The 12,046-nt window shown below is 70.2% G+C and carries 10 protein-coding genes and 1 pseudogene; 3 read left to right on the top strand and 8 right to left on the bottom strand.

The window, feature by feature from the left end; all coding sequences use genetic code 11:
* Nucleotides 1-75 precede the first annotated feature (75 nt).
* The 7 genes from ACWPN5_RS05285 to ACWPN5_RS05255 form a co-directional block, all read right to left on the bottom strand.
* Nucleotides 76-1,308, bottom strand: a complete 1,233-nt coding sequence (locus ACWPN5_RS05285) for a GNAT family N-acetyltransferase (RefSeq protein WP_492294636.1) — start codon at nt 1,306-1,308, stop codon at nt 76-78.
* Nucleotides 1,305-2,960, bottom strand: a complete 1,656-nt coding sequence (locus ACWPN5_RS05280) for an acyl-CoA synthetase (protein ID WP_200476960.1) — start codon at nt 2,958-2,960, stop codon at nt 1,305-1,307. The genes ACWPN5_RS05285 and ACWPN5_RS05280 overlap by 4 nt, the downstream gene beginning before the upstream one ends.
* Nucleotides 2,961-3,110: 150 nt before the next feature.
* Nucleotides 3,111-3,593 (bottom strand): YbaK/EbsC family protein, encoded by a 483-nt coding sequence (locus tag ACWPN5_RS05275; RefSeq protein ID WP_145684416.1) that lies wholly within the window; start codon nt 3,591-3,593, stop codon nt 3,111-3,113.
* A gap of 6 nt (nt 3,594-3,599) precedes the next feature.
* Nucleotides 3,600-4,427 carry a pyrroline-5-carboxylate reductase gene (gene proC / locus ACWPN5_RS05270; protein WP_200476961.1) on the bottom strand — a complete coding sequence of 276 codons (828 nt, stop codon included), beginning with the start codon at nt 4,425-4,427 and terminating at the stop codon, nt 3,600-3,602.
* Nucleotides 4,428-4,432: 5 nt separating this feature from the next.
* Nucleotides 4,433-4,936, bottom strand: coding sequence for a type III secretion system chaperone family protein (locus ACWPN5_RS05265; protein WP_109068036.1), 504 nt, complete (start codon nt 4,934-4,936; stop codon nt 4,433-4,435).
* Nucleotides 4,937-5,137: 201 nt separating this feature from the next.
* On the bottom strand, nt 5,138-5,485 hold the full coding sequence (locus ACWPN5_RS05260) for an accessory factor UbiK family protein (protein ID WP_145684405.1): 348 nt from the start codon (nt 5,483-5,485) through the stop codon (nt 5,138-5,140).
* Between the two features lie 161 nt (nt 5,486-5,646).
* Nucleotides 5,647-9,078 (bottom strand): AsmA family protein, encoded by a 3,432-nt coding sequence (locus tag ACWPN5_RS05255; protein WP_492294632.1) that lies wholly within the window; start codon nt 9,076-9,078, stop codon nt 5,647-5,649.
* Nucleotides 9,079-9,283: 205 nt separating this feature from the next.
* Between ACWPN5_RS05255 and ACWPN5_RS05250 the strand changes: the two genes are divergently transcribed.
* Together ACWPN5_RS05250 and ACWPN5_RS05245 are read left to right on the top strand one after the other, a co-directional pair.
* On the top strand, nt 9,284-9,475 hold the full coding sequence (locus ACWPN5_RS05250; protein ID WP_145684396.1) for a DUF4169 family protein: 192 nt from the start codon (nt 9,284-9,286) through the stop codon (nt 9,473-9,475).
* A gap of 144 nt (nt 9,476-9,619) precedes the next feature.
* Nucleotides 9,620-10,458: pseudogene (locus ACWPN5_RS05245) on the top strand (DUF2189 domain-containing protein).
* A 60-nt stretch (nt 10,459-10,518) separates the two neighbouring features.
* Here the strand turns inward: ACWPN5_RS05245 and ACWPN5_RS05240 are convergent.
* On the bottom strand, nt 10,519-10,707 hold the full coding sequence (locus ACWPN5_RS05240; protein ID WP_145684381.1) for a DUF1192 domain-containing protein: 189 nt from the start codon (nt 10,705-10,707) through the stop codon (nt 10,519-10,521).
* 200 nt (nt 10,708-10,907) lie between these two features.
* Here ACWPN5_RS05240 and ACWPN5_RS05235 point away from each other — a divergent pair, with 200 nt between their 5' ends.
* Complete coding sequence (locus ACWPN5_RS05235; RefSeq protein ID WP_145684374.1) at nt 10,908-11,915, top strand: NAD(P)H-quinone oxidoreductase; 1,008 nt, start codon at nt 10,908-10,910, stop codon at nt 11,913-11,915.
* Nucleotides 11,916-12,046: the final 131 nt, after the last annotated feature.

Raw genomic sequence — 12,046 nt, 5'->3', positions numbered from 1 at the left:
TCATGCCTTTGTCATTAAGGGATACAGCAGAAAGGGTTAATTTCTGGTTTGATAAACGCAACTGGTAACACCGCTTCAGAACCGGTCCGGCATCCAGGGCGCCGGCCCCGAGAAAAACCGCGCCGCCAGCGCCACCGCGTCTTCACCGCCGCGCAGAAGACCAACCTGTCGGAGAACATGCGGCCCCTTATGCCCGCTGTAGAGGCTGGCGAGAGCGCCGATGGACAGCGACAGCACCGCGTCGTCCGTCGTCCCACCCGCCTTTTCCGCTCTGTTCGGCGTCCTCCGCAACGGGCGCACGGACGCGTTCCCCTCGGACAGCCGCAACCGGAAGCTGCCGGAATTCTCCGGAATCAGCGCGTCCGACACCTCCAGGATCAGCTCTCCCGCAACCCCAGGCGGGTATCCGCGGCTTTCCAGGGCGCGCGGCAGGTCGAGAATGCGCAACAACCATTCGTCGCACGCGTCGGCGCGCACCCCACGCTCCGGCGCCAGCAGAACCAGCGGATCGTCCGGTCCGCCGCGCCACGTCACGCGGTCGACCTGCGCCCGGTAACCGGCCAGGAAGCCCTGCACCAGCCGCACCGCCCGCGGGCTGAGGAGGCAGAGATCCGCAACATTGAGCTTCCGGTCGGCCGGCGGTGCCACCGCAACGTATCCCTCCGCACCGCCAGCGCCACCCAAGGTGTAAACATCGGATGGGACGCCGTCCGGGCAGAGGGCGAAACTCCACAGCCCCTCATTGCGCACCACCAGACCGTTGGTGGTGGCGAGCAGGCTGCGGCGTAGCGCCGCAAGCTCGCTGGCGTCGCTGGCGTCGGTGCGGCGGATCCAGCCATCCCCCGGCGGCGGCCCGGCGGACAGGGCGGCCGGCGGCGCGCTCCAGTCGAAGGACACCCCGCCCCGCCCGAATCCCAGGCGGGTGTAGAGCGGCAGGGTCGCCGGGTAGAGCGCCGACAGCGCGGCGCCCCCGGCCCGCGCCTCCTCCAGCAGGCCGCGCATCAGCGCGCTTCCATAGCCGCGCCCGCGCTCCGCCGGATCGACGGCGACCGCCGCCACGCCGCAGGACGGCACAGGACGACCGCCGAACCATTGCTCCATCGGCCAGACGGCGGCGCAGCCGACGAGCTGGCCGGCGCGGCCTGCCTCCGGCCCGGCGCGCAGACCACGCATCACGCCCGGCCCGAACAACTCCACCGACCGGTCGAAATACTCGCGGGGAATGCCGAAACCCTGGCGAACCAGGGTCGCGGCGTCCGCCCGTTCCTCGGGCAGAAGGGGGCCGAAGCCCCCGGTCACAGCGCTCACACCTTCGCTCCGTTCAGCGCGCGGGCCTGGTCGCGCAGCACGTATTTCTGGATCTTGCCGGTCGAGGTCTTCGGCAGGGCGGTGAAGACGACGGTGCGCGGGCACTTGAAGTGGGCCAGATGCTCGCGGCAATAGGCGATCACCTCCGCCTCGGTCAGCTGCTTGCCCTCCTTGACGGTGACGAAGGCGCAGGGCGTCTCGCCCCACTTCTCGTCCGGGCGGGCGACCACGGCGGCCTCGACGATGTCCGGATGCTTGTAGAGGACCGATTCGACCTCGATGGTCGAGATGTTCTCGCCACCGGAGATGATGATGTCCTTGGAGCGGTCCTTCAGTTCGATGTAGCCGTCGGGATGCCAGACGCCGAGGTCGCCGGTGTGGAACCAGCCGCCGGAGAAGGCCTCCTCGGTGGCCCGCGGATTCTTCAGATAGCCCTTCATGACGGTGTTGCCGCGCATGAATATCTCGCCCATCGTCACGCCGTCCTTGCGGGTCGGCTGGAGCGTGTTGGGGTCGGCGACCATCAGCCCTTCCAGCGTGGCGTAGTTCACGCCCTGCCGCGCCTTCAGCGCCGCGCGCTCCTCCAGCGGCAGGTCGTTCCAGTGCTCGTGCCAGGCGCAGATGGTGACCGGGCCGTAGACCTCGGTCAGGCCGTAGACGTGGGTCACGTCGAAGCCCATCCGCTCGATCTTCTCGATCACCGCGGCGGGCGGGGCGGCGCCGGCGGTCATCATCTTGACGCCGCGCGGGATTTCCCGCTTCTGCTCCTCCGGCGCGTTGACGATCAGGCCCATGATGATGGGGGCGCCGCACATGTGGGTGACGCCGAGGTCGGCCAGCGCGTCGTAGATGCCCTTGGCGGTGATGGTGCGCACGCAGACGTTGGTGCCGGCCATGGCGGTGACCGTCCAGGGGAAGCACCAGCCGTTGCAGTGGAACATCGGCAGGGTCCACAGATAGACGGGATGGTGCGGCATCGCCCAGGTCAGCACGTTGCCCATGGCGTTCAGGTAGGCGCCGCGGTGGTGGTAGACGACGCCCTTGGGGTTGCCGGTGGTGCCGCTGGTGTAGTTCAGCGCGATGGCCTGCCACTCGTCGGACGGCATCGCCCATTCATAGGCCGGGTCGCCGGTCTCCAGGAACTGCTCGTAGGTCTGCTCGCCGATCAGTTCGCCGCCCTTGGCCTGCGGGTCGTCGATGTCGATGACGATGGGGCGGCGCTTCGGCTCCAGCATGTGGACGGCCTTGGAAATGACGCCGGAGAATTCCCGGTCGGTCAGCAGGACCTTGGCCTCGCCATGCTCCAGGATGAAGGCCAGCGCCTCGGCGTCCAGGCGGATGTTCAGGGCGTTCAGGACCGCGCCGGCCATCGGGACGCCGAAATGCGCCTCGAAGGATTCCGGCGTGTTGGGGGCCATCACCGCGACCGTGTCGCCCAGCCCGATGCCGCGCTTGGCCAGGGCCGAGGCGAGGCGCACGCAGCGCTCGTAGGTTTCCGCCCAGGTGCGGCGGACCGGGCCGTGGATCACGGCGGTGCGTTGCGGGTAGACGGCGGCGGTGCGGCGCAGGAACGAAAGCGGCGACAGCGGCACCGTGTTGGCGGCGTTCTGGTCGAGGTCGGTCTCGTACGGGTTATGCCGGGCGTCGGTCACGGATGCCTCCCTGATGCGTCTCTGTTCAAGAACTCGTTGCGGAGAGTCTTGCCAGAGAATCCAGAGGCTTGGAAGAGGGGTGGCCGGGCGATGCGCGATCATGCCGCGCTGCGGCATCCTGACCGCTTGACCGGTTTTCGCGGGGTGCGCTCAGCCCTTGCGGACGGTTTCGACCCGCCCGCCGGTCATGGCGACGAGCTGCGCCGGAGTCAGGCGGAAGACCGCGTTGGGGGTGCCGGCGGCGGCCCAGATGGCGTCCAACGCCAGCAGGTCGGCGTCGATCAGGACCAGCGGCGGCACGGCGTGGCCGATGGGAGGCACCCCGCCGATGGCGAAGCCGGTGCTCTCCCGAACAAAGTCGGGATCGGCCCGCTCGATCTTCTCGCCGATCAGCCGGCCCACCGCCTTCTCGTCCACCCGGTTGGCCCCGCTGGCCACCACCAGCACCGGCCGGCCGCTGTCTTTCGCGCGGAAGATCAAGGACTTGGCAATCTGCGCCACGGCGCAGCCGACGGCGGTCGCGGCGTCCTCCGACGTCCGGGTGCTGCCCTCATGCTCGACCACGCTGTGGCCGTGGCCGAAGCCATCCAGCAAGGCTTGAACCCGTTGGGCGGAAGGGCTGAGGGCCGCCATGCCGCGTTACTTCGCCAATTCGCGGGAACGGTTCGCGGCGGCAGCCACGGCGCGGTCGAACAGCGGCTGCATGCCGTCACCGGCCATCAGGACGTCGAGCGCCGCCTGGGTGGTGCCGTTGGGGCTGGTCACCGCCTTGCGCAGGTCGGCGGCGGCGGTCGGGGACTGGTGAAGCAGCTCGCCAGCGCCCGCAACGGTGGCCCGCGCCAGACGCATGGCAAGTTCGGCGGGCAATCCGGCGGCCTCGCCGGCCTTCGCCATGGCCTCCACCATCAGGAAGACATAGGCGGGACCACTGCCCGAGACGGCGGTCACCGGATCGAGAAGCGACTCGTCCTCAACCCAGGCCACGTCGCCGACCGCGCGCAGCAGCGAATCGCACAGCGTCTTCTGCGCCTCGGTCACCACCGGGTTGCCGACGGCGACGGTCATGCCGCGGCCGATGGCGGCGGGCGTGTTGGGCATGGAGCGGACGATGGCCGCTCCCTCGCCCAGCGCCGCTTCGAAGGAGGCGATGGTCTTGCCGGCGGCGACGGAGAGGAACACCGTGCCGGGGCGGACCAGAGCCCGGTAGGCGGGCAGAACCGAATCCATCACCTGCGGCTTCACCGCAAGGACCACCACATCCGGTGCGAAACCGGCGGGCAGAGCATCCGGACCGCTCGCCAGGGCGACGGCGGGGTTGCCGCGCAGCGACTCCGGCAGGCCCGACGGCTCGACCACGGCGACGCTGGAGGCGATGCCGGCCGTCAGCCAGCCGTCGAGCATCGCGCCGCCCATCTTGCCGCAGCCGGCCAGAAGCAACGAGCAGCCCTGCCTTCCACCCTGCGCCATGGCGGTCACGCCTCCCCCGCGGTGTCGAGGATGGCGGCGGACACCGCTTCGGACGCCGACTTGCCGCCCCAGATCACGAACTGGAAGGCGGGGTAGAACCGCTCGCACTCCGACAGGGCGATCTCGACGAGGTCCTCGAGCTGCTCGACCGTCGCGCCGCGCGAACCGCGCAGCAGCATGGTCTGGCGGAACATCGGGGTGTGCTCCTCGGAGCAGACGTCGAAATGGCCGAGCCACATGCGCGCGTTCACCTCCGCCAGCAGATCATTGACCGAGGACCGGCGCGCCGCCGGGACCTTCATGTCGAACTGGCAGGAGAACTGCATCGCGCTGACGTCGGACTGCCAGACGAAATAGAGCCGGTAATCGCACCAGCGCCCGCCGATCTCGACGATCAGCTCGTCCTCGCCGGCCCGCTCGAAGGGCCATTCGTTGGCGGTGACGATCTCCTCGACGATGTCCAGGGGATTGTGCGCGGATGAGGGGGTGTCGACGGCAACAGCCGACATGTCGGCGTCCTCCTGTAAAGGCGCGGTGGACGGAACCGCCCCGGGGCTGCTCCGCCTTCGCGCGAGAAGGGGAAGCCCCGAGATGTTGTGGCTGGCAGACGGATGAATACCACCCAGGGCACCGTGCCAAAAGGGTCTGGCCGGCGCAACTGGTTTTCGGCACTGCATCCGTGAAGGATCGGAGGCGTGGCGGGAACCGGATCAGACCGGTCCGGTGCCCCCGCCCGCGATGGGACCGACGGAGGGAGCCGCTGCGGGGGCGGAGGCGCCCGTGTCCGGCTTCGAGTCGCGTTCGGCCTTGAGCGCCGCGACCGTGGCCTCCAGAGCGGCGAGCCGCTCGGCCATGGTCTCCTGCTCCTCACGGGCCTTGGCGGCCATGGCGCGGACGGCCTCGTGCTCTTCGCGGCTCACCACGTCCATGCGCGACAGCACGCGCTCGAACTGCTGGCGCATCTGCGCCTCGGCTTCCTCACGCAGGGACGACAGCGCGCCGAGCGCACCGCCCGCGACGCGGGCCAGATCGTCCAGAATCTTATTGTCCACCTGCATCGACTCAAAATCCGCTTCTTGTCTGTCGCATTATGGGACCCGCCCCACGGAACTTCAACGGGCTTGGACGCAATGCGTCACGGGGCTTGGACGCAATGCGTCACGGGGCTTGGACGCAATGCGTCACGGGGCTTGGACGCGATGCGCCACGCGCGCGCCTCTCAACGCCGCAGCCCGTCGATCAGCCCCTTCAACAGCGCGTCCGGCTTCGGCGCGTTGCCGCCCCCGGGAATCGGCAGGTCCTTCGGCACCACCTTGTTCAGCAGACCCTCGGCGGCGCGGCGGGCGAAATGCTCCTGCACCTCCTGCATCTCGAAGGAGCGGGTGGGCTTGTCGAGCGCGCCGGTCATGCGGACGGTCAGCGGGGGCAGCGACTGATCGGACTGCACGGTCAGGCGGACGCGCATGTCGATGGTCTGCGCCGGCAGGTTGACCTGCCCCACCGCCACCGCCTCGCCCAGGTCGGAAGTCAGGCGCGTGTCCTCGGTGCGGGCCACGCCCTTGTCGATGGCGAAGCTGCCGTCCAGCCGGGCGAAGCGCGTCTCGCCGCCCTGAAGGCCGCCCATCACCGCGCCCAGCAACTCCTGCGGGCGCTCCAGCTTTGTCAGCCGGTCGCGCAGGGCGCCCAGGTCGAAGCCGCGCAGCAGGCCGTCGCGGGCGCTGATCCGGCCCTGGCCGCCCAGCGCCTTGAGCATGGCGTCGCCGTCGGCGCCGCTGGTCGTCAGGTTGGCCTCGGCGTCCAGAACGCCCCCGGCGATCTCCAGCGCTCCGCCACCCAGCCCGCCGCCCACCGCCTCGGCCAGCTTGGCCTTGGACAGGGTGATGGTGGCCTCGGCGGTCGGCGTCTGGTTGCCCGGCGCGGCGAGCCGCCCGGTGGCGCCGAGCTGGCCGCCCATCAGGGCACCGTCGAAACGCTCCACCGTCAGCACGCCGTTGGTCACGGTGGCGCGCAGGGCCGGATTCTCGATCCGCGTGCCGCCCTTGACGAGGGCGGAGGCGGTCAGCGCGAAGCGTCCGTCGAAGCGGCGCAGCCCGCTGAAATCCCCCGTCGCGGCGGGCGCGCCCGAGGACGTCTCGGCCGATGGAGACGGGGCACCCGCCGGGCGGGCCGCCGCGGCGGGGAGCGCCGCCAGCCGGTCCAGCTCCAGGTCGCCGGTCTGCAGGTCGGCCTCGACCCGCGGCTTGCTGCCGTTGAGGTCGGCGCTGGCCTTGCCCTTGACGGTGACACCGGCCACCGTCCCCTGGATGTTGCCCAGGGTGAACGCCTTCCGCGTCCCCGCCAGCTCCGTGTAGAGGTCCATCGGGCCGAAGGAGGCCGGCCCCGCGCCACCGGCGGGCGGAGTATCGGCGAACAGGCTGGCCAGCCGGGCCAGTTCCGGATGCTTGACGCGCAGCTTGAGGTCGGCGCTGGGGTCCTTCTCGACGTTCGACAGTGTGCCGCCCGCCTCCAGCGAGCCTTCGACCGCCTCGACGCCCAGCTCGACCGCCAAACGGTCGGCGTCGCCCGACAGGCGGGCCTGCGCCTTCACCGCGCCCAGCCGCTCCGGCGAGGGCGCGCCCTCCGGCCAGGGAACGGCGCGCGCCACCCCATCCAGGCTGGGGGCCTCGGCGTTCAGCGTCAGATGGGCGCCGCGCAGCGGCTCCAGCCCGGCGATCTGCCCGTCCAGGCGGAGCTTCACCCCGGCGGCGTCCTGCACCGTCGCCTCTTTGATCGACAGGGCGCCGCCCGCGGCGGTGGCGTCGAGCCGAAGCCCCTGCACCGGCGTGTTGCGCACGGTCAACTGGCCGACCGACACTTCCAGATTCGCGTCCACGCCGGCCAGCAGCCGGGCCGGGGTCATCGACGAATTGCCGGATGAATTTCCGTTGCGCGCCGGGGCCGCCGTCCCGTTCGCGGCGGGAGCGGTCTGGGCCGCGTTGGCGCCGCCCGGCGGGGGCAGATAGGCGTCGAGGTTCAGCCGGTCGAGGTCGAGCCGCGCCCCGAAGGCGGGCCGGCCACGGTCCACATAGGCGACGGCGCCGGTCAGCCGGCTGGCGTCGACCCGCAGGTCGAGCCCGCTCACGTCCACACGCCCCGGCCGGCCCTGCAGCTGCGCGGCGATCGAGGCCCGGCGCAGGCGATCCGCCGGCACGGCGCGGACGTCCACCCGCAGCCACTCCAGCAGGGCGCGCAGGTTGTCGGCGTTCGCCTCCATCCGCAGGTTGAGGTTGGGCTGGCCGTTGGCCGCCGCCAGCTCGCCCGCCGCCACGATGTCGGACCCGCCGGGCAGCAGCGCGCTGATACGGTCGATGTTCAGCGTGCCGCCGGTCAGGCTGGCCTCCACCCGCCCCTGGCGCATCACGCCGCCGTTGTAGGTGATGCCGTCCACCGCGAGATCGAGCTTGGCGTCCAGCGCGTCCGGCAGGGCGAAGCCGCCCGGCTGGCCGACGCTACCCGAAGGAGCGCCGGCGGAGGGGGCGCCAACGGATGGGGCGCTGGGCGCCGCGCCCTTGCCCCCGTTGCCGTTGCGAGCGGTCGACGGGGCGCCGGTCTCCGCGCCGCCGCTCGACCGGGCGCGCTCCAGCCAGGCGTCGAGGTCCAGCCGGTTCAAAGCCAGGGTCAGTTCCGCCCGCGCCGGCGCTCCGCTGCGCAGGGTCGCCGTGCCGGTGGCGCGCGTGTCGCCGAGTTGCGCCTCCAGATTGGTGAAGGTCGCCGTGGTCGGCGACGCCTCGACGGCCGTGCGGATGCCGAAGGACTGGGCGAGCAACGCGTTCGCCTTCCGGTCCTCGCCGGCCGCCGCACCGTTGCGGACCAGGGCCAGGGCGCGGGACAGGTCGCTGCCCTCGGCGCGCAGGTCGCCCTGGGCGCGCGACCCGCCGTTGCCCGGCGGGTTGGTCACGATCCCGGCGAAGCGCAGCGTGGCGTCGGTGTCGGCCATCGACAGGGCGGCCCGGACCTGGACGGCGGCGCCGTCGATCAGCCGGCTGACGAACATCTCCCCGCGCAGCGGCACGCCGCGCGCGCGAAAGCTGCCCTGCCCCTGGAACGGCCCGGTGAAGCTGCCGGCGACGATGCGCGCGTCGACCTGGTCGATCACCTCCGACTGGCCGGTGCGGGCGTCGCGGTACTGGATGGTGCCGTTCTGCACCGTCACCTGGTCGAAGCTGACCGCCGAGGCCAGCCCGTCGCCGAACCCGCTCCGCTCCGCGCCGGCCGGTCGCCCGGCGCCGGACAGGTCCCAGTTGAAGCGCCCGTCGGGCAATGTTTCGAACAGGAAGGTGGGATCGATCAGGCGGATGCTCTGCACCTGGATGTGGCCGCTGAGCAGCGGGCCGAGCGCCACGCGGACGTCCAGCTCCTTCAGGCGGGCCATGTCCTGCTCCGACCCGCCGGGCGCGTTGGCCAGACGGGCGTCGCGCACGGTCAGCGCCGGGGCCGGCAGCAGCGACAGGCCGATGTCGCCCCTCAGCTCCACCTCACGCCCCGTCGCGGCGGACACCCGCTCCGCGATCTGGGCTTTGTAGGCGTTCCAATCGACGACGCTGGGCACGATCAGCACCGCGGCCACCAGCAGACCGACGACTATCAGAGCTGCGATCAGGAATCTCTTCACCGGTTGACGCGCCTTCCCCACCGTTCGGCTGTTGAGTCGCCGTGTTGCCGCCACAAGCCGCGAGAACCGCTGGCGCCCGCTCCGGTCTTCCGGGTGGCACGGGGTTTCGCTAAACTATCGTCCCGAAAGAAAACAAGCAATTTGGGCATTCCAACGGCCGCGTTGAACGAAGGATCAAATGCCCCGCCCTGCGGAGATTTCCCCCATGGCCGATGTCGTCAACCTGAACCGCTTCCGGAAGATGCGCCAGAAGGAAGAGCGTGAAAAAAACGCGGAGGCGAACCGCATCCGCTTCGGCCGCACCAAGACCGAGAAGTTGCGCGACCGCCAGGAGGCCGAGCGCCGCGCGGCGGAGCTGGACGGCAAGAAGGTCGAGGACGGGACGGGGGACGAGTAACGGCCGAGCCCGTGCTTTGGTATCGCTTTTGTGACAATTTGGTACTCTAACAATTCGTCCATAAGACAATCTGGATCGCCGCGGACCGCTTTGCTACAGTTGCGCTGACGAGAGGCGCAATGGGCAAAGGGGAGGACCATCATCATGGTCGACATGTCGTCTCACCGCGGTGCGTCCCAATTCCATCGGCCGGTCCGGCGCAAGGAACCCTCCGAGTTCCACAAGCCGGCGCCCTATCTTCCACGAATTCGCAGCGTCGACGTCGACCGCCCCTGGCTGTGGCTGAGCGCCGGCTGGCGCGACATGTGCGCCAGCCCGGCAGTCAGCGCCGCCTATGGCCTGCTCGCGGTGCTGTCCAGCTTCGCGCTCGTGGCGGTGCTGTCGATGCAGGACATGCATTATCTCGTCCTGCCGATGGCGGCGGGCTTCATGCTGCTGGGGCCGGTGTTCGCCGTCGGCCTCTACGAGACCAGCCGCCTGCTGGAGCGGGGGAGACTCCGACCCTGATGAAGGTCGCCGGGGCCTACCGCCGCAACGGCGTGCAGATCGCCGGGATCGGGCTGGCGCTGACGCTGGCCATGCTGGCCTGGATCCGCATCGCCTTCCTGATCTTCGCGCTGTTCTTCGCGACGGAGCCGCCGGCCTTCGACCAACTCGTCGACCGCATCTTCTTCTCGGCCCAGACGTTCCCCTTCCTGCTGACCGGCACCATCGTCGGCGGCGTCATCGCCACGGCGGTCTTTGCCATCAGCGTGGTGTCGATCCCGATGCTGCTCGACCGCGAAACCGACAGCTTCACCGCCATGGCGACCAGCGTCGCCGTGCTGCGCGCGAATCTGCGGACCATGGCCGGCTGGGCCTTCCTGATCGTGCTGTTCACCGCGGCGGGGATGGTCACCGGCTTCCTCGGCTTGGCGCTGGCCCTGCCGCTGATCGGCCACGCCTCCTGGCACTGCTACCGCGATCTGGTCGGCGCGGACTGAGCTTTCACAGCCTTATTCCCTCTCCCGGGGCGGGAGAGGGAAAATCTTTATCCGCCCTTCTCAGGACGACTTCTTGAAGAAGGCCTCGGCGGCGTTCTTCTGCGCCTCCTTGGCGGCGATGGCGGCGCGGGCGCGGGCGATTTCCGCCTCCAGCCCGGCGATGTAGTCCTTCAGCTCCGCCACGCCCAGCGCGGTCAGGTCCTTCAGCGCCGGCTTGGCCTTGCGCGGCTCCAGATCGTCGATGTCCATTGGGCTTCTCCTCCCGCTTCCGCGCATCCCTGCCCCGCGCCGTCCGCTTCCCGCCCGTCGGAAAGGCCGGCGGGGCGTGCTTGTCAGCGCCGGTGCGGAATTCTAACTTTGGACGCCTGCGGACACAAACGGCCCGGCCGCCCGGAGCGGCGACGGCCGGATCGGTGGACACCGCGTCAACGAGGAATGGGGAAGAGACCATGGGCATCGCCCTGCCGGACAGCATGACCTGCGTGGAGATTTCGCAACCCGGCGGCCCGGAGGTCCTGCGCACCGTGCAGCGCCCCGCCCCGGTGCCCGGCCCCGGCGAGGTCCTGGTGGCGGTGGAGGCGGCGGGCGTGAACCGCCCGGACATGCTGCAACGCCAGGGCCGCTACGACCCGCCGCCGGGCGCCTCCGACCTGCCCGGCCTGGAGATCGCCGGGCGCGTCGTCGCCATCGGCGAGGGCGTGACGGAGTGGGCCGCCGACGACGCGGTCTGTGCCCTGATCTCCGGCGGCGGCTACGCCCAGTATTGCGTTGTCCCGGCGCCCCAGCTCCTGCCCGTTCCCAAGGGCTACGGCATGGTCGAGGCCGCCGCGGTGCCGGAAACCTTCTTCACCGTCTGGACCAACGTGTTCGAGCGCGGCGCGCTGAAGCCCGGCGAGACCCTGCTGGTCCATGGCGGTTCCAGCGGCATCGGCACCACGGCCATCCAGCTCGCCAAGGCCTTCGGCGCCAAGGTGTTCACCACCGCCGGCAGCGCCGAGAAGTGCCGCGCCTGCGAGGAACTCGGCGCCGACCGCGCCATCGACTACAAGACCGAGGACTTCGCCGCGGTCATTCAGAAGGAGACCGGCGGACGCGGCGTCGACGTGGTGCTGGACATGGTCGGCGGCGATTACATCGCCCGCGACATCGGCATCATGGCCCCGGACGGGCGGCACGTCTCCATCGCCTTCCTCCAGGGGCCGAAGGTCTCCATCAACATGTTCCCGGTGATGACCAAGCGCCTGACCCTCACCGGCTCCACCCTGCGCGCCCGCTCGGTCGAGGAGAAGGGCCGCATCGCCGCCGCCCTGCGCGCAAAGGTCTGGCCGCTGCTGGAAGGCGGCACGGTCAAGCCGGTCATCCACAAGGTGTTTACCCTGGAGCAGGCGGCCGAGGCGCACGCGCTGATGGAATCCAGCGCGCACATCGGCAAGATCGTCATGACGGTCGGCCGCTGATCGTCAGTGCCGCCGCGGACCGTAGGATTGCGAAGGGAATTCCCCGGCAGCACAGCCGGGAATTCCCTTTCAAGCATTTTTTTCGCTTCATTCCTGTTCCCGAACCGCCGGGTGGGCTTGCTAAAGCGCGC

This window comes from Azospirillum sp. UENF 211521, assembly GCF_058780535.1.
Note: the sequence above shows the minus strand (reverse complement) of the source record. Positions and strands in the feature narration are given on the sequence as shown.